This is a genomic window from Bacillus australimaris (assembly GCF_001307105.1).
Taxonomy (GTDB): Bacteria; Bacillota; Bacilli; order Bacillales; family Bacillaceae; genus Bacillus; species Bacillus australimaris.
Genome location: NZ_LGYN01000030.1, coordinates 111,986 through 130,666, shown reverse-complemented (window position 1 = coordinate 130,666; position 18,681 = coordinate 111,986). Strand labels below are relative to the sequence as shown.

Annotated in this window: 17 protein-coding genes, 1 pseudogene and 1 CRISPR repeat array; of the genes and pseudogenes, 3 read left to right on the top strand and 15 right to left on the bottom strand. The window is 40.1% G+C overall.

All coding sequences use genetic code 11. From position 1 onward, the window contains the following. Positions 1-83 precede the first annotated feature (83 nt). The 5 genes and pseudogenes from AKG37_RS17765 to fabL form a co-directional block, all read right to left on the bottom strand. A complete protein-coding gene (locus tag AKG37_RS17765) occupies positions 84-1,826 on the bottom strand; it encodes an ABC transporter ATP-binding protein (RefSeq protein ID WP_060700035.1) in 1,743 nt (580 codons plus the stop codon). 95 nt (positions 1,827-1,921) lie between these two features. Further along, complete coding sequence (gene ntdP / locus AKG37_RS17760; protein WP_024425209.1) at positions 1,922-2,452, bottom strand: nucleoside tri-diphosphate phosphatase; 531 nt, start codon at positions 2,450-2,452, stop codon at positions 1,922-1,924. A gap of 147 nt (positions 2,453-2,599) precedes the next feature. Beyond that, complete coding sequence (locus AKG37_RS17755) at positions 2,600-2,860, bottom strand: YgaB family protein (RefSeq protein ID WP_060700034.1); 261 nt, start codon at positions 2,858-2,860, stop codon at positions 2,600-2,602. A gap of 174 nt (positions 2,861-3,034) precedes the next feature. Beyond that, positions 3,035-3,184, bottom strand: a pseudogene (locus AKG37_RS17750) (gamma-type small acid-soluble spore protein); the annotation flags it as partial. A gap of 75 nt (positions 3,185-3,259) precedes the next feature. Further along, positions 3,260-4,012, bottom strand: coding sequence for an enoyl-[acyl-carrier-protein] reductase FabL (gene fabL, locus AKG37_RS17745; protein WP_024425211.1), 753 nt, complete (start codon positions 4,010-4,012; stop codon positions 3,260-3,262). Between the two features lie 81 nt (positions 4,013-4,093). Between fabL and AKG37_RS17740 the strand changes: the two genes are divergently transcribed. Continuing rightward, the gene (locus tag AKG37_RS17740) at positions 4,094-4,318 is read left to right on the top strand and encodes a hypothetical protein (protein ID WP_060700033.1); all 225 of its coding nucleotides are present in this window, start codon (positions 4,094-4,096) and stop codon (positions 4,316-4,318) included. Here the strand turns inward: AKG37_RS17740 and mutY are convergent. Further along, positions 4,305-5,405, bottom strand: a complete 1,101-nt coding sequence (mutY, locus tag AKG37_RS17735; protein ID WP_060700032.1) for an A/G-specific adenine glycosylase — start codon at positions 5,403-5,405, stop codon at positions 4,305-4,307. The two genes, AKG37_RS17740 and mutY, sit on opposite strands and share 14 nt — an antisense overlap. A gap of 191 nt (positions 5,406-5,596) precedes the next feature. On the opposite strand from mutY, the gene AKG37_RS17730 reads away from it, so the two are divergent. After that, positions 5,597-6,577: a metal-dependent hydrolase gene (locus tag AKG37_RS17730; protein WP_060700031.1), complete on the top strand. Its 981-nt coding sequence runs from the start codon at positions 5,597-5,599 to the stop codon at positions 6,575-6,577. A 1,254-nt stretch (positions 6,578-7,831) separates the two neighbouring features. On the opposite strand, the gene cmr6 is transcribed toward AKG37_RS17730, so the two are convergent. From cmr6 to AKG37_RS17680, 9 genes are all read right to left on the bottom strand, one after another. Further along, entirely contained in the window at positions 7,832-8,611 is a 780-nt protein-coding gene (gene cmr6, locus AKG37_RS17725) for a type III-B CRISPR module RAMP protein Cmr6 (RefSeq protein WP_237697840.1), read from the bottom strand. Then, positions 8,608-8,976, bottom strand: coding sequence for a type III-B CRISPR module-associated protein Cmr5 (cmr5, locus tag AKG37_RS17720; protein ID WP_060700029.1), 369 nt, complete (start codon positions 8,974-8,976; stop codon positions 8,608-8,610). Before cmr5 ends, cmr6 begins: the two co-directional genes overlap by 4 nt. Next, positions 8,973-9,842, bottom strand: a complete 870-nt coding sequence (cmr4, locus tag AKG37_RS17715) for a type III-B CRISPR module RAMP protein Cmr4 (RefSeq protein ID WP_237697839.1) — start codon at positions 9,840-9,842, stop codon at positions 8,973-8,975. Before cmr4 ends, cmr5 begins: the two co-directional genes overlap by 4 nt. Positions 9,843-9,855: 13 nt before the next feature. Next, on the bottom strand, positions 9,856-11,088 hold the full coding sequence (gene cmr3 / locus AKG37_RS17710; protein ID WP_060700027.1) for a type III-B CRISPR module-associated protein Cmr3: 1,233 nt from the start codon (positions 11,086-11,088) through the stop codon (positions 9,856-9,858). Then, complete coding sequence (gene cas10 / locus AKG37_RS17705) at positions 11,081-12,892, bottom strand: type III-B CRISPR-associated protein Cas10/Cmr2 (protein WP_060700026.1); 1,812 nt, start codon at positions 12,890-12,892, stop codon at positions 11,081-11,083. The genes cmr3 and cas10 overlap by 8 nt, the downstream gene beginning before the upstream one ends. Continuing rightward, positions 12,862-14,169: a type III-B CRISPR module RAMP protein Cmr1 gene (gene cmr1 / locus AKG37_RS17700; RefSeq protein WP_060700025.1), complete on the bottom strand. Its 1,308-nt coding sequence runs from the start codon at positions 14,167-14,169 to the stop codon at positions 12,862-12,864. Before cmr1 ends, cas10 begins: the two co-directional genes overlap by 31 nt. 15 nt (positions 14,170-14,184) lie before the next feature. Continuing rightward, entirely contained in the window at positions 14,185-15,066 is an 882-nt protein-coding gene (locus AKG37_RS17695) for a DUF6602 domain-containing protein (RefSeq protein ID WP_060700024.1), read from the bottom strand. 772 nt (positions 15,067-15,838) lie between these two features. After that, positions 15,839-16,202: direct repeats of the CRISPR family, unit length 32 nt; unit sequence ATTTCAATCCACGCACTCATGTAGAGTGCGAC. 1,295 nt (positions 16,203-17,497) lie between these two features. Further along, a complete protein-coding gene (rsoA, locus tag AKG37_RS17685; RefSeq protein ID WP_039177285.1) occupies positions 17,498-17,719 on the bottom strand; it encodes a sigma-O factor regulator RsoA in 222 nt (73 codons plus the stop codon). Then, entirely contained in the window at positions 17,667-18,269 is a 603-nt protein-coding gene (locus AKG37_RS17680; RefSeq protein WP_060700022.1) for a sigma-70 family RNA polymerase sigma factor, read from the bottom strand. The genes rsoA and AKG37_RS17680 overlap by 53 nt, the downstream gene beginning before the upstream one ends. Positions 18,270-18,435: 166 nt before the next feature. Here AKG37_RS17680 and AKG37_RS18695 point away from each other — a divergent pair, with 166 nt between their 5' ends. Further along, on the top strand, positions 18,436-18,600 hold the full coding sequence (locus AKG37_RS18695; RefSeq protein ID WP_077233742.1) for a YvrJ family protein: 165 nt from the start codon (positions 18,436-18,438) through the stop codon (positions 18,598-18,600). Positions 18,601-18,681 lie beyond the last annotated feature (81 nt).

Genomic DNA, 18,681 nt, shown 5'->3' with positions numbered 1-18,681 from the left:
ATTGTATTGAGACAAGCTGGGAAATATGTCATGTTTTTGACAAACATAAAAAAGCCTATCCGCTAGAATCGGATAGGCTTTTACTAATTTAATGTTTGAATGGTAAATAGATGGCGATAGTGGCTGTCTCGGTTCATTAATTCTTCGTGTGTTCCTTTTTCCACAATTTCGCCTTTCTCCATGACCACAATTTGGTCAGCATGTGTAATCGTCGATAAACGGTGTGCGACAATAAAGGTTGTCCGGTCCTTCGCTAGCTTTTGCATCGCTTCTTGAATGTAATGCTCACTTTCTAAATCGAGAGCAGACGTTGCTTCATCTAAAATCAAAAGTGGTGGATTTTTAAGAAATACCCTTGCAATGGAAATCCGCTGTTTTTGACCACCTGACAGCTTTACGCCCCGTTCTCCTACTTTCGTGTCATATCCTTCAGGAAGAGATATGATAAAATCATGCGCATTTGCCGCTTTTGCAGCCGACACGATTTTTTCAAAAGATGCTTCTGGGTCTCCAACCGCAATATTCTCTTTAATCGTGTCGCTGAATAAAAATGTATCCTGCAGCACCATTCCGACTTGGTTTCGAAGACTTCTTGCTTTGTACTCTTTTATATCAATACCGTCAATTTCAAGTGACCCGTTTGTGACATCATAAAACCTTGGAATTAAGCTAACGAGTGTCGATTTCCCTCCACCGCTCATTCCTACAAGCGCAACCGTTTGTCCTTTTTCTACTTTCAAGGAGATATTGTGCAGAATCTCTTCCTGTGTGTGTTCATATCGAAACGACACATCTTTAAATTCTACCTCTCCTTTTAAATGATTGGCTTCTTTTGCATTCGGCCGATCTGTGACCTCATATGGCTCATCAATAAACTCAAAAATACGATCCATTGACGCCACCGACTGAGTTAAAGTCGTGGATGAGTTAATGAGACGGCGAATCGGGTTATACATCCGGTCAATATAGCCGACAAAGGCAATCATCGTCCCAATTGAAAGCGATCCGTTAATCACGGTATAGCCAGCAAAGGCAATAATGAGCAGCGGCGCAATATCAGTGATGGTATTGACGACAGCAAATGTTTTGGCATTCCAATTCGTATGGTTGATTGCTTTGTTTAAGAAATTTTTATTTTCATCATGAAAATTCTCTTGTTCATATTCTTCAATCGCAAAGCTTCGAATGACCGGCATTCCTTGTACCCGCTCGTGCAAATGCCCTTGCACTTCAGCCAGCGCCTGTGACCGCTCTTTTGTCAGCTTACGAAGCCGTCCGTAAAAATACTTTACTGCAAACGCATATAGCGGAAAAATAATGACAGACACGATGGTGAGCTTAAGATCCAGTGTACACATAATAGCAATCACGATCAGTACGGTCATCATATCCAGCCAAATGTTCATGAGACCTGTGATGACAAATTCCTTTGTCTGCTCCACATCGTTGATTACTCTTGAAATAATTTCTCCTGTTCTCGTGTTGGCATAATAACGAAGACTTAGCTTTTGAATATGTGAGAACAGCTTTTCCCGAATATCAAACAATACTTTGCTGCCTGTCCACTGTGCGTAGTATTGTCTATAGTATTCAACAGGCGGCCTCATCACTAAAAATAATACGAGCATGATTCCCATTATGATCAGTAGAGATGATGTCTTTTCTTCAGGCGACCCCGAGCCTTGAATGACATCATCAATGACATACTTTAAAAGCAGAGGCAATGTTAACGGAATCGAGAATTTAATCATCCCGATGACCATTGTTAATGCAATCTGTTTCTTATACGGTGTTACAAAAGCCATGTAGCGTTTAATGACCCCCATGTAAATCTCCTTCCCAATCTATCAGTGCCTCTTATCCGTACGCAGTCAAAAACCTGTTAGCCTAAAAAGCCAAACAGGTTTTTTGATGCTCTTGCTTATTTTGTATAATGTAAAAAACGTTCATACCACATATCCACAAATTCAGGAGCAAACGGACCTTTCCGCTGGTGAATCCAATGCAGTAATGTATTCAGATGCTCTCTCAAGATACTATCGATTTCTTTTGGATAATTCATCTGCCTCTTATGATCTGCATATTCGTCCTCATCCAAAATATTGTACGTCATGTCTGGAAAGACTTTGACGTCTAAATCGTAATCAATATACTTAATTGCCTCATCATCTGTCGCAAAAGGAGAGCTGATGTTACAGTAATAATATACGCCATCATCTCTAAGCATCCCAATTACATTAAACCATTGTTTTGCATGGAAATAGCAAATAGCCGGTTCTCTCGTCATCCAAGTACGGCCGTCGGATTCAGTCACCATTGTACGGTCGTTTGCACCAATGATACACAATTCCGTTGCTTTTAGAATGGTGGTTTCATTCCAAATCCTGTGGATCAAGCCATTGTGTTTATAGCTTTGAATTTGGATGGTTTCTCCTTCCTTGGGATAGCCCATATTTTCTCCCCTACTTTCTATAACAAACAAACCTAACAGTCCAAAGACCTAATTTCCCAACTAAACATGTCTCTATTATATTATACCGTTACATCATTAAAAAATGAAATGAAAAAGCCATTCAACCCAATTGAACGGCACACTGACTTACATCACGCTAGAACTCTTTTCCATCTGTTTATATGAGTTGATGACCTCTTCTGTCTGTTTTGTAAATAAGGTTTGCACTTTATGCAGTTCCTCACGTTTCTGTTTAATTTGATCATGAAGCCTATGCCACTCTTCTTTTTTTTCATCCTGCAGCAATTGTTTTTCTGTTTCTAAGCATAGATCGAGTTCTCCCTGTACATCGAGCAGTTGATCCATAAGCTGCATTTGTTCTTTTACAAGCTGATCGAAATCAGACATCTAACTCCTCCCTTTTCATCGAATCCACTTTTTGTCTGTATACCATTTCTTGAAAGAAGGAGGAAATCCTTTGACTGTTTATGTAGAGGTTTTACAGGTTTTGTCGGATGGTGGTGCGAGGCAAAAAGAAAAGCACTTCATTCGTATATGAAGTGCTTTCCTTTGTTTCAGTGATTAGCTGTTTTGTTGTTTGTTTTGCTCAGCTTTTTGGTTGTATTTTTTTACATGCTGTGCGTCAGTCTCGCTAGCAAATTCAGTGCCGTATTGACCACCTTGTGCAGCAGCTTGGTTTTGTTTCTTCACTTGTTGTGCGTTTGTTTTGTTTTGTTGTTGATCCATCATTATCACCTCCACGCACATTAATTTGTGCAGAAGGTGTACATCCTATTCATGATTTTTTTAAACAAGCAAAGAACGTCCGCCATCCACAATAATCGTCTGGCCTCTAATCATATCTGCCTTGCCTGATACAAGGAATTCCACGCTGTCGACCATGTCTTTAATTTCCACCATACGGCCGGCAGGTGTGTTTTTCTTCGCATCTTCTAAAAGCTCTTCTCGGTTCGGGAAGTGCTTGAGTGCGTCGGTATCGATTGCGCCGCCTGATACAGCATTGACGACGATATTTTTTTGTGACAGCTCAACAGAAAGGTAGCGTGTCAAAGCTTCTAGTGCTGCTTTTGATACGCCGACTACTGTGTAATTTTCAAGGTAGCGGATAGAGCCAAGTGAGCTAATGCTGACGATATGTCCACCGCCGTTTTTCTCCATTAGTTTCGCCGCTTCTTGGCCGCAGAATAACAAGGCTTTCGCATTGATATTCATTGTCCAGTCCCAATGATTTTCTTCAAGGTCCATAATTGGTCGCTGAACACCTGAAGCCGCATTGTTTACAAATACATCTAAACGGCCAAAGGTTTCGTCGATTTGCTGAAACATGTCTTTGATTTTCTCAGGCTGGCCTACATTGGCTTTGACAACCAATGTTTTGACACCCATCGCTTCAATTTCTTCCGCTGTTTCAAGTGCGGCTTTTTTGCTTCTCGCATAGTTAATGACAATGTCATATCCTTTTTCAGCGAGGCGAAGGGCTACTTCTTTCCCTACTCCTCTGCTGCTTCCTGTAATTAATGCACATTTACGTTGACTCATTATGGTTCATCTCCTGATTTGAATAGTTTTCGTTCATTCGCTTCACACTAATAGGAAAGTTCCTATTAGGAGGTTACATTCATGTATGTCGGACGCGATTTAAGCCAGCTTGGCATGATGTCCAAGGATCAATGGAAAGATACTGAGCTTGCTTACTTTCATCATGCTTTCCAACAAATTTTACCTTATTTGAATGAAGAAGGGCAATCTAAGTATAGAGAAATCATGTCAGAAATCGAAAACCGCGGGGGATTGCACAGAAATGAAGCAGATTATACCCACGGTACAACAGTTAAATATGACTAGGCTGCTCAAGTGCCAGCTTCCAAATTTTTTGGTGTGAGACTGGCAAAGCATATGCCTCAAATTCTTCTGTTGTGACTTTTTTCAGCATCGTGTCATCAGATACAGAGGTAACTCGTCCAAAGAAAACAGAAATATTCCAGATGAGGTGGGTAAATACATGCTGAATGGTGCCTTCTAAATCACCAAGCTCCGCTTGTACACCTGCCTCCTCTTTTAAGAAATCAATCAGCTGTTCTTTTTCCGTTTTTCTTCCCTTCATGGTTTCCATATTAGGGAATTCCCATAAATTCGCAAGGAGGCCTGTACTTGGCCGCTTATGAATATATAGGTTACCTGCGTCATCAAATAACACTGCTGCTGCCATTGATTTCGCAGTCGGCTTTTTCTTTTTGCTTTTCACTGGGAGCTCATGCTGAACGCCTTCCTCTAATGCCGAGCAATGCATGTTTACAGGACAAATGAGGCAGGCAGGGGATGTTGGGGTGCAAATGAGCGCACCAAGCTCCATCAGCCCTTGATTGAATTCTGACGGCTTTTCCCGGGAAATGAGCTGATCGACTGCAAACTCGAAAATGTTTCTCGTTTTTGGTTTTGCAATATCATCCCATACGGACAAAATACGAGAAATAACCCTCATAACGTTGCCGTCTACCGCAGGATACGGCTTGTTATAGGCGATACTCAGCACTGCGCCGCTCGTATATGGGCCTACACCTTTGAGCTTTGAAAATTGCTCTTTCGTATCAGGGACAATGCCCCCGTAGGATTCATATACTTCTTTCACAGCTGCCTGTAAATTACGCACTCTTGAGTAGTAACCAAGACCTTCCCATGCTTTCATGACCTTTTCTTCATCAGCTAAAGCGAGATCCTTCACCGTCGGAAATTGCTCCATAAACCGGTTGAAATACGGAATGACTGTATCCACTCTCGTTTGCTGAAGCATCACTTCTGATACCCAGACACGGTATGGATCTTGATTTTCACGCCATGGCAATGTTCGTTGTTCTTTTTCATACCAATCAATTAAATCATGCTGAAAACCCGCAATATCTTTGCGGTCCAGCTTTTCTTGAATGTCTTTCATCTCTATACTCCTTCTTATCGAACCGAGAGCTAACGTTCTGAAAAGAACCTTATTTGTTGTATACTGTTTGTAGATACGTTAACATGTTACATTAAATCGGGATAAAGCAAAAGTGATTTTGCACATAGTCTTGATGAGAAACGTATACTTTGTATGATTGTTCCTAAGCATGACAACTAGGAGGTAATCAATTGGACACTGGTACTCATGTAGTAATGGGCATTTCTCTTGGGGGACTTGCGCTTTTAGATCCAGCCGTCAGCGCAGATCCACACATGACACACGCTGTGATGATCGCGACCATCGCCGGCTCCCAAGCACCAGACATTGATACTGTGCTAAAACTAAAAAATAATGCGGTTTATATAAGAAATCACCGAGGATTTACACATTCCATTCCGGCTGTACTGTTTTGGTCATTGTTGATTCCGGCTGTGATTTTCCCATTTGTGCCGGGGGCGAATTTACTTCACCTTTGGTTATGGACACTATTAGCCGTTGTGCTTCATGTGTTTGTCGATATTTTCAACGCATACGGCACACAGGCCATTCGTCCATTTTCGAAGAAATGGGTAGCGCTTGGGATCATTAATACGTTTGATCCGTTTATCTTTTTTACACACCTTGTCGCCATTGTCGTTTGGGCGATTGGCGGTCATCCCGGCTATACGTTTATTACGCTGTATGCGGTGATTTTCTGTTACTATATCGTCAGAGTCATCATGCAGCTTCAAATTAAACGTCAGCTGCGTGCTCGATTCGATGAAATTGAAGAGATTATTATTTCGCCTACAATGAAGTTCAGACAATGGCGCATTGCCGTGAAATGTAAATCCTCTTTCCATGTTGGGCGAAGCATGAATGGAGAGGTCGTTATTTTAGACACGTTTAACCGTGTGCCGGTCCCTGATACTGAAATTATGAAAATTGCCAAACAAGATGAAAACATTTCAGCCTTTCTCTCCTTCTCCCCTGTCTACCGGTGGGAAGTGGATAAATACAAGGATCATTACGAGGTGCGGTTTATTGATTTGCGCTACCGCAGCAAAGGTCATTATCCTTTTGTCGCAATCTGCCATATCGACATGGACCACCAAATCAAAAATTCCTATACCGGCTGGATTTTCAGTGAAGAAAAACTGCAAAAAAAATTAAGACTCGGCTCTGTGTGAGCGAGTCTTTTTTTGTTGTGTAGGGCTTGGTGTGGATAGATATTTGAATTTATGTAATTCGCAGAAACTGTGAACTATGCACTTATGTTGAGTGCGATACCAGGCTTTCCTGTCTTTTCCCACCATTCACCATTTCAATCCATGCACTCATGTAGAGTGCGACAACGGCGCAAAGATGGCCGTTGCATGGACTGCTATATTTCAATCCACGCACTCGTATAGAGTGCGACCAAAAAGATTTCAACCTAGAGCTTTATCAAACCAAATTTCAACCCACGCACTCATATAGAGTGCGACCTGAGCGCCGATGAGTTTCGGAACCAGTTTATTATCATTTCAATCCACGCACTCATATAGAGTGCGACAATTGAAAGTGTGCAAGATTTTGAGATCACTAAAATTTCAATCCACGCACTCATATAGAGTGCGACTGCGATTTTCGCCCTAATTATAACATTTTTTAGGGAATGATCGTCAAAACCCAAGTTTCTATATAGAATTTTGTTTTCCCCTCTAAATAATATACATTTTTTCTCATTTTATTGAATGAAACGGTGCGAATATTTCAGGGATTTTATGTTCACCTCACATTCGCACCGACTTTTTCTTAGTATGAAATCTATTGAAACTTGTTCATCATACTTCTTTATATTTCATCAACAATTGAATTCAATTAGATTCATGACTACTGAGGCAGGAGGCAGAGTTATGTTTTCTCAATTATTAATCCATCCACTCATGTAGAGTGCGACTAGAAAACAAAACAACGATCTATAAGGCTTTTCAATTTCAATCCACGCACCCATATAGAGTGCGACACCCAACCAATGGGTGGTATTTCTTTCAAGCTACCTCAATCCATACACTCTTGTAGAGTGCGACTTCAAACATTGAGCACCAGTCAATTGAATACATATTTCAATCCACGCGCTCATGTAGAGTGCGATCCATTGATGACGCTGTTGTAAATAAAGGCTCTATATTTCAATCCACACACTCATGTAGAGTGCGACAACCTGAACAAATAGAAAAAGCGTACATGGACAAATTTCAATCCACGCACTCATATAGAGTGCGACTGCGATTTCCACCCTAATTATAACATTTTTTAGGGAATGATCGTCAAAACCCTTAAGTTTCTATATAGGAATTAAGTTTTCACCCCTAAAAATATACATTTTTTCTCATTTTTGTCGAATGAAACGGTGCGAATGTTCCAGGGATTTTCTGTTCACCTCACATTCGCACTTAGTCTTATGAAATGATGTCGTCCATTTTAAGTCTTCCATAACCTGCATTTGTTTTAGCACCGATTCCTTCGTGTTCTAAAGCGCCTAGTAAGATGGTTTTGGCGAGTTCGAGCCATTCCGCTTCTTCTGGTAGATTCTTTTTTGTTTTCAATAGAAGTTGAAAGCGGCCGTTGACCACCGTTAAGAAATGAATCGGTGTTGGTGAGTCATCGTCTCGAGGGGCTGGAACACTTCCCCCTTTGTTTATCTTATCTAGCTTGACGCTGTTGTAGTCTGAATGATGTGGTGTCATCACATCTACTTTGAATGCTCCCTTTACTGTCTCAGGCATCATGAGCGCATCATGAAATTCGATGATGCCAGCACGTTCGTTTGTTCCAAACAATGTGTTGTAATCACTACCACCTTGTTTTAGTTCTGGAAAGTTTTCACCTAATACAGAGTGGGCATAATGAGAGGCTACGCCTTTTAATGCTGTTCCTGGTAAATAAGGAACGCCGTATATCGGGTGTAATAATAATCCCGTTTCCAGTACACCCTCTCCCCCATGTCCAATGACTAACGGCGATATGGACTTGACTAGGCATGTGGGGGTCGTATCGGTATAATATCGCTCCACAAATTTTTCATACAACAAGTGATTGTTTTTTTTCCACTGTTCTTGATGTAAACTAATCACATTTTCATAAAAGGATTGCTTCTTCGAGCTGTCCTTTATGACGTTCGACAATGTAGAACCATTAATCTCCCATTTGCTTTTGTTTAAGGTTAATGACAGATTCATTGGATGTCCTCCACATTTTCCGCCCCTTGTTCCACCTTTAAAATAGATTCCGCATATCTTTTTAACCAAACAGATGCACTTAAAGCTTGTCTTGATTTGATTAAATAATCTCGATTAGAAGCTGACCAATCTCCTTGTATATCCAGTGTTTCTTTTATATCCTGAACGAATTGTTGATAAGCATTTCCTTTTTTTGATTTTGCTTCGAAAAATGTAATGGTGAGCCTTAATCCATTTGTTAAGATCATTGAAGCGAATCTGTGACAGAGTTGTCCATATTGATTTGAGAAATTCCCCTCATTCGTTTTGGCATTCATCACATGTTGATACGCTTTCTCAGCATAATGATGTTGAATGAGTTTCATGATCCCTCCCCTCCTGTCATACGCCAGGATACTCTTCCTTTACCTACGTTTGTGTTTCCACCTAATTGAAGATACATCTGTTTTTCTAGTTGATTTAAAAGTTGATGTCTAACAGATAAATCATTGCTTCCATCGATACGATCACACCACATGAGCCCATAAAAAATGGCTTCTGCTGGTACATACTCTTCATACCAGAGAGCTCCTTTACTAACTGTTTGGGTTTCATGATCAATTCTAATACGAGGTGTCACTTCAGAATTCATGGTGACAATGTATTGAAAAACGTCATCACTTACAATCACAAATCGTTCTATCCAAAGAGTTTGTGATTGTTTATCTTCGAATAAAAGTTTGGCCATCTGTTCAGCAAAATTGGTTAGTTGTGGAGATTTTTTCGCAGCCCCTTGAAATTCACCTAGATATAATTCGTCATTCTCTACTAATTTAGAATTCATGGTGACTAGCGTGCTTGATTCTTCGATGAGATCAGGGATATCCAGCGATACGCCTAATGCTTTTGCATCGCGGGCTAATCTTTTCAATATGAGTGGACTTGCCACATATCCAAATGTACCGTATCTAGTCGCCACCGGGAATGAAAATAACCGGCCATCTGTCATGACGACTGCTCCTGCGCTTCCATCTTGATCTCCTTGTGTACCAAATACTTTTTGTACGAATGTGTCTTGTCCTTTCGCGCGATAATGTTCACGCTGCACGCCTTTGATACTGCTTCCAGGTATAATCGGCCATTCTGTTACTTTTTCTCGTTGAATGGGCATATCAATCACGCCAACTCCTTCACCCGCTCCAATATGAAGGGGGGATAAACAATGTATCCAAAACCAACGGCTTGCTTCCATCATCTCACTCCTCTTATTCATTCGGCTTCCATGTTCCCCAAAGTGCTAACCCGCAGCCATCTTCACGATCAAACGCTTCTTTGCGCCGGTTACGATCAGATACTGATTGAAGCCACATTTTTTCGGCCAGTTCTGCTGGATCTCCTTCTTCTACTGTAAAGAAGTAAACGCTACCCGCGGGGACTAAGCGGCGTATTGCTTTTTCACGCCCTTTGTATTTATTTGCTAAACTCCATCCAGAGATTGGCTGCCAATGTGGAACAGAGGCCCAAACCAATTTCAGTCGTACATTTGTATCAAATAGTGGTTTTGACATGAGCTGTTCATCCAGCCATCCGGGCTGCCATCCTTTACTGAAATAAGCAGGTGTCGCCAATATCATGCGAACATATAGCTTGTTTTTGAGCGATTCTTTAATAGCATCCGGACATGTCCAATCTTGTTGGTATACATGAGGCCTGTCTTCTATATGAGCCAGCCTCCGTTCACCACCGATTGGGTGAAGACTTGAGAAAGGCTTTAATTCTTCTGACTCTTCAGTAGATAACTCTATTCCCGCCTCCAGTTTAAAGTCATCTGGGAATAAGAGCGATTCTGTTGAAAATAGATGCTGATCTTTTGCTCTTTTACTGCCAGTTTCCACCTCAATTTGTGTTCGTTCCTGACGCTGTAATGCTGGAATAAATGCCGGTGGTGTTTCCTTTTTGAAAGAATGATTTTCCTTCTGCATGTGTTGGTATTCAGTCAAGGCTTCCTTCACCTGACTCTCATCCACTGCGTCTGTCAGCAAGTTCACCATCCACTTTAGTGATACAAAAGCAGGCGGCGATTTCATTTTTTTACGAGCACCAGCTCCAATTGGCGGCCATAATGCCTCACTAAAACGGCCTGTTTTTCCTGTACCAAAAAAGCCCTGTCCTTCCGACATCATTGGCTTTGGTCTCACTTGATTCATCCCATACTCATCATCGAATAACTCAAGGTCATGAGGCATTGGCACATATAAATGATCATGCCAGCGATATAAAGGACCTCGCACAAGAGATTTCGCATAATAAGAAAGTGGCGTGGTGTGTTTGATTGTTTGTCGTTTCTTCGCTAGTGCTGTTCGAAGTGTTCCTGCGACCACACTTGGCGGAACATCGTTTAGTGAACGCGCCCGTATACCCGGTACACTTTGAAATGGGCGTGCATCACGAATAAGCAGCGGATCAAGCGGTTGAATGTGAAACCATCTTTCAGGCATGTCCACTTACCTCCTCTAGTTGAAGAGCAATGATCATACATTCAGCGATTGTATGTAATTCTTCTAATGTATTCTTCTTGGGTATATACTTCGCAATCAATTGATCGATCCACTCTTTCGTTTCTTGCTCTGTTTTTGCTTCCGTTTTCTTTTTGAATGCAAGACGTCTTATCTCTAGTGGAATGAGTTCATCTAAAATTTCCGGCTGTTTTCTAAAAGAAGACTGTTCGTATGTTTGATACAACTCTCGTAAGCCATATGCAAAGCCATTCGTGAAATAAGACTGTTTTAACCACGCCGTCATCTCTTGGATAGAGGCCACTGGATCCATTTGAAATGAGACTGAGATATTCATTGTGTCTCCTCCGCCTCGCTTTTGGAAATGAATCGCTAATGAATTCCGCTCTTGTTTCGCATATTGTTCAGCCTGACGTGCCATGCTTCTTACTTCTTCAAGAGGCTCAAGCATATGAACGATGGCGATGCCAATTGAAATCGAAGGAGGTGTCTCACTATGTTGATGAGCCTTCATCGTTGAAACAAATTTACTTTGCAATTTCCCAGCTGCTTCTAAGCATTTGTGAACCGGTACATAAGCCATGACATCATCTCCACCGCCATAGATCAATGTACCTTCACATTTGGAAATAATCCCACGAGCCTTTGAAGCAAAAGTTGAGAGCGTTTTAGAAAATGCAATATGGCTTTCTACATACTGTATATTTCGCAGTTGGCTGCCCATCTTATCTCCATCCGCCATGAGAAAGGCATAGTAAGGTGAAGGTGCTGGTGGTTTGATCGGCTGGCCGTTATGCTTGCTGTATTCACCTTTGAAATATTTTTCGAGCAGCTGTGTGATGTCATTTTTCGCTTCTGTTCGTATGGTCCCGACAAGTCCACGTTGTTCAAGATAATCTTCTATTCTTCTTTCATAAAAAAGCGATGCCTCACTCAAATCAATAGGGGCTACTGTTAGATTCATATTCTCAAGATATGTTTCTACATCTTTCACATATTGTGTGGCTGCTTTCTTCATCTGTTCATTTTTTAGCAACATATTTTGATAGGGAGCAAAAGCTTTATCACATACAGATGGAAATGTCTTGTTCGGATGCTTATGTAAGGACAATCGTTTGATCACTGAAATCGCATCTAATGATTCATGTTCACCAATTCCCCATTTCGCTAGTTGCGCCACTTGCTGTGGTGTTTTTTGCTTTTGGAAAACAGACTCTCGTCCACCGTCAAGTGATGATTTTGGTTCACCGAATAACGCCCCTGGTTCATTTTGTTTAAAATCTCTTAAAGTCTTCCTTGCAGCCATTAAACCTTCAACTTCTTGAAGAGCCAAATGATATGGACTTGCGGACGCATTAGCCGCTTCCTCTTGAGTTTGCATCTCAGTCCACACAGCATAAAATTCCAATAAATCATCTACTTGTCGATTCCATGTGCCTATTTGAATATAAGGATCCACAATCTCTTTTACAAAGTCTGCGTATTCCTTCCACTTGTTATATACTGCTTTTTTTACTTGTCTTGCAACGGATGAAGGCTGTTCGTGTGAGATTTCCCCCAATATTTTATTTGGTGCGTTGTTTGGTTCTGCAGAGGATTCGTTGAACACAGGGAAAATAAGCGTTCCACCCAGTTCCTGAAATTTCTTCGCACCTGCTTTACTTAATTCAGATAGAAGAAAAGAGCCAAACCATAAATCACGCGTCCGCCTTGCTTGCGCAATAAATTCTTGAACAGGCCCTATCGAAAATAGCATTAATGTTTGTTTTTGTGATTCTTCTGACAAAATGTTTGCACCTCCTTGCTATGTAAAAAGGCTTGAATCGCCGATGAGTGCGTCCGGCCACTCTCGTCTTGTAATGGGTTTTTTGAGTAGGTGGCTGTTGGGTAGATACTTTGTTCATCTGTCACATTGGGCAAAGGCTTTCCGTACCCTAAAAGCGATAACGCTTCGATCTTTGGTTGCTGCAACACCATCACCATGCCCACCGATTCCTTTTGATTAATAGCTAACGGTTTTAAGATGAGTGGTGAAGCCAAGCGATCCTTTCCTTTAGGTAGGAGCGTTACAGGATCTGGATCTTTCCCACTATCTTTAGGAGCAAATCGGAACTGAATAGGCAAACCAAATTGAGCTCTAGGAAATGCTTGATATTTAAATGGTTTCTCTTTTGGATAAGGGATGTGATGACCTGATTTAGCCTTACCTGTTAACAGACGAATAGTATCTGCTTCCGGCCAACAACTGCGCCCCATTTTTTTGGTCGGATTAGATCTTCTTCGAAATGTTTCATATATCTGAATGACGGATCGCCAGCTTGAGATCATAGATGATGGAAATGCCTGTACTTTGAATTCACGACTAAGCGTCGGCCATTCCCGACTTGATGCTGGCAATTTGATGTCATATTCTAAAAGCTTTTGCTCAAACCATTTTTCCAATTGGCTTTTTGTCCTCTTGTTGTGTGGTGAAAATTGCTTGCAATATAAACTGCCACATCCACGTCTCGTTCTTGAACCAAGTCCACCGAAGTTGATCCAAGCCCATAATGCTGCTTCAACTTCTTTTTTGATTAACTCAAAATCGGTTGTTTTTTTAGATATACGGATATTTAAAGAAAATTGCGCCTTCATGAGGTATGGTGTTTTATCTTTCATATTTGAAAGAACATAGCGTGGAAAAGGATGATTTTTCTTTTTAAAAAATACTTTTGAATTTCTTTTCACTTCGTCTTTTTCATAATGCGTTACCACTTGAATCTGGCTCGCTTGTTCTGTATGACCAAATATTTCGGCTTCTCGTTTAGATAATTCATTTGCATTCTTGCAAGCAGCTCCTCGAGTTGCACGCCACCAGAAACGAAGATGTCCACGAATCGCACTTTCTCGAATCGGTCTCTCTTGATCAATTGAGTTTGATTGGGGCCCTCCCCCAAACATTGGCGTAACTAAATGAATAGTAAGCGGCTCTATAAAAAGTCTTTGGTCTTCATGGATTTTCGTGTCAATCGCATGTTTCACATCATGCCAATTGGTTTTGGGTTTACTAGATTCCCTTGTCATGTCGCTCTCCTTTCTTCACTTTGTTATCTGTTTCTGAAACAGCTTGGCATATGCATAGTGAGGGAAAAACATGGGATTGTTAATGAGCATCAGCAATTGATTTAATTGGAAGTTTAGCGTCAACAGCTCATTGTGATCAATACGTAATTCACTGAGTTTGTTCGAAATCACTTTGTCTTTACTATCATCTTCATTATTTTCTTTCTTTTCTTCATCCTCTTGTTCCTTAGATCTTTCTGGATCATAACAATTTAATTCATTAGCCCACCATCCTAGGTGTTCACCTTCATTAGGAGCTCTTAAATGAAATGCACTCTTTTGTTTCATAAGTATAAAATCAAATGCTTTGTCTAATATTTCAAACATCTTTGAAGATGAATTTGCTGTTTGCCTTTTTAAATTACTTGCTAAAATTAAAATAGGACGTGTTCGTTTCTGTGTATCATTTTCAACCATGACAACCCCTTGGGCGGCCATCCTAGCTATTCCTTTTGTTTTCGGTACTAATTTTTTTATATTTTCAGACCAAACTTTTAAATTATCAACATCGAAATTTGAACTTTTACATTCTATAGCAACCGCAACCGCCTCAATCGGTATAAATTTCAACGAATTGTGTTGGAACACATACGGCGTATACTGCTCATCAAATACGGCAATATCGACTTCGTTAGAATGATTTCCTTCTGAGTCAATAATGATGACACCTTGTGCTAATGAATATTTTTTAGGAATGATTTTCCGAAAAAACTCCAGCCACATCACTTCTCTAGAATCCCCTGTCAGTCCGCCATGATTAGAAGCAAAGTCCACTTCTTCTGATATCATGCTGTTTAATCTTTGATAATTCTCTAAGATCAGCTGCTCCACTTTACCGGTTTGCTTCGTTTCACCCAAACCATTTCCTCCTTCATTTTTTACGAATGGATAAAATTTGAATCTAAATAACTACTTTTCATTTCGACTTATTTTGAGATTTTTTTAGGTTTATTTAGGAAAAAGAAGAAAAAAAACATGACTGCAATGAGTCATGTTTTCACTATACATATGAACAGTCTATTTTGATGGCTTTTGTATCTGAAAGAGGGTGTTGTAAGATCATGATCTCTGAGACATACCCGTTTAAGACATAATCATTTAAAATTACGAACTCATGTAGAGTGCGACCTGTGTTCAACTTTCCGAACGCTCAAGCAAAACAATTTCAATCCACGCACTCATATAGAGTGCGACACCGACCGTTGTTGATATTGACGAAAACTTTAATATTTCAATCCACGCACTCATATAGAATGCGACTGCGATTTTCGCCCTAATTGTAACATTTTTTAGGAAATGATAGGCAAAATCCTCAAATTTCAATAAGAATTTTGTTTTCCCCTTCATAAAATATACATTTTTTCTCATTTTTGTCGAATAAAAAGGTGCGAATGTCCCGGGGGTTTTATGTTCACCTCACATTCGCACCGAATTTTTCTTAATCCTACTTAAATAAAAACTATTGCTCTTGAAAACATACTTATTTCACTGTTTCATCAACAGGTTTGAATTCATTTAAAAACATGTCTACTGAGCCAGAGTCATGTTTTTCACCCCTAAATCAAGCTTAATCCATACACTAATGTAAATTGCGACACATAGAAGCACCTGAGCATGGTCACACAATCATTATTTAAATTCACGCACTCATATAGAGTGCGACGTGTGGGATTACATTTCTAACCCTACAAAGCTCATATTTCAATCCACACACTCATGTAGAGTGCGACCGAAAGTATTGATGAGAAATTGCGTTCTATGACAATTTCAATCTACGCACTCATGTAGAGTGCGACGGATTTGGAAGAATACGGACAACCTTTTCGATAGATTTCAATCCACGCACTCATGTAGAGTGCGACCAGCACAAACAATATTCCTAAGTGGATTCAATTATTTCAATCCACGCACTCATGTAGAGTGCGACATACGCTATTTGTAGACTCAAACGCAAATAGTTGGATTTCAATCCACGCACTCATGTAGAGTGCGACTGCGATTTCTGCTCTAATTGTAACATTTTTTAGGAAATGATAGGCAAAATCCACAACTTTCAATAAAGAATTTTGTTTTCCCTTTCATAAAATATACATTTTTTCTCATTTTTGTCGAATGAAAAGGTGCGAATGCCCCAAGGATTTTATGTTCACCTCACATTCGCACCGAATCTTTCTTAATCCTATTTAATTAAAAACTATTACTGATGGTAATCATACTTATTTCGCTGTTTCATCAACAGCTTTGAATTCAGTTATGTTTTTCACACCTATATCAAGCGCAATGTCAATATATCTTTCAAGCTACCTTCTGACAAGAATTTTATTCCTCACACTCATATAGAGCGCGACTAAATCAGACGCAAGCTGAACTAATTTTAGATAATTTCAATCCACACACCCATATAGAGTGCGACCTTGAAACAGGCAAGAGTGACTGCGAGGTACTGCGAATTTCAATCCACATACCCATATAGAGTGCGACTGCGATTTCCGCCCTAATTGTAATATTATTTAGGGAATGATTGTAAAAATCCACAAATTCCAATATAGAATTTTGTTTTCTCCTTAGTGAAATATACATTTTTCCTTAATTTCGTCGAATAAAAAGGTGCGAATGTCCTGGGGATTTTATGTTCACCTCACATTCGCACCAAGTTTTTATTAATCCTATTTAATTAAATACTATTGCTCTAAAGGTACTTATTTCATTATTTCATCAACAACTTTGAATTCATTTAAAAACATGACTACTGAGCTAGAGTCATGTTTTTCACCCCTAAATCAAGCGCTACTGTCAACATTTCTTTCAAGCTACCTCAATCCATACACTCATGTAAAGTGCGACGTTGGTAATTAACGATAGAGAGAGACGTAAATATTTCAATTCACGCACTCTTGTAGAGTGCGACTATTTCCTGAGAAGGATATTAAATCATGGATTACATTTCAATCCACGCACTCACATAGAGTGCGACAGTCCGGGAAGTTTTTAAATCTATCGCGGCAAATGATTTCAATCCACGCACTCATATAGAGTGCGACACCTTTAATTTTTCTTATGGCCTATTAAATGAGCGATTTCAATCCACGTACTCATATAGAGTGCGACTGCGATTTCCGACATAATTATAACATTTTTTAGGGGATAATAATCAAAATCCACAAATTTCAATATAGAATTTTGTTTTCCCCTTCATAAAATATACATTTTTTCTCAATTTTGTCGAATAAAAAGGTGCGAATGTCCCGGGGATTTTATGTTCACCTGACATTCGCACCATCAGCTTCTCTTACAACTTCGTCATATATTCCACAATAAACTCCCAAAATCCAGGTCCTTCTTGGTAAATCAGCCGGTCTACTTTTTCGATGAGTTTGATATAGAGTTCTTGTTCGAGGTCTTCTCTTTCTTGATATGCCGTGTTTTGTAGTTTCTTTTTGATCATGGGTGTGAAGGTTTCAATGAGTTCTTCCATTTCTCCATTGGTCATTTTGTCTTCGTGCACGGACATCTCCCCCTGTTTCTTCTTTTAGTTTGTTGAGTGCTTTTTTGTGAATGTTTGAGATGTTTTGTCTTGTTTCGCCTAACTGATCGGCTATTTCCTTCATTGTTTGACCTTCGACATAGATTTGGGTTAGAACCATTTTTTGTTTTTCTGTGAGCTGCTGGTAGGCCTTGTACAATGTTTGATCTTGCAGATGTTCTCCTAAGTCTTGCTGGTTGAAGAGTACGACTTCATACGTATCTGTTTGTACAGGGTCTTTCACTTCTTGCGTATCAGGATGATCGAGTATGAGCGGAAAACGCTGCTGCTTCTTTTTTACTCGTTTGTCAAAGTCGACTGAAAAGATGCGTATCATTGTGGAGATATACTTGATGATGCGGATTTTCTGATAGAACTGTTTGAACTCGGAATCTAGTTTTTTGGCATTTTCCTCGTTTGGCTCTTCCATGACTTGCCGGAGCAGCTGCTCGTTTTTCGGGTTGCTTAAAAACTGCTGAATGAGCGGGTGATCAATGATTTCTTTCCATTTTGCTTTCAATAACAGCCGATAATCCATGTGCATCCTCCCCTTTGTTCCCTCTACTAGCATTAAGTGGACAAAAGTTAAAAAAAGTAAACTTCATGAAACGGGTCTAATGGTTCATTTTATCCCCCTCTGCTTTCCTTTTTCTACTTTCATACCACTTATATAGAAGACGAGCATCCGCTGGGAGGTGAGACAAATGGAGACCTTTTTTTCAGAGGAATGGCTGAAGCAGCTCGGTCAGGCTGGCTTCCCTACCATTTTGACGGTTTACTTGCTGACACGCTTTGAACGAAAGTTTGATGAATTAAGCAAGCTCATCCAACGATTAGTCGCTGCTCAAAAAAATGATGAATCAGATTGACATCTGCTTGATTCGTTTCACCTTATGAAAACGAGGGCGAAATGAAAGGCCTTTTGTCACCTCACACCATACGATGTTGAA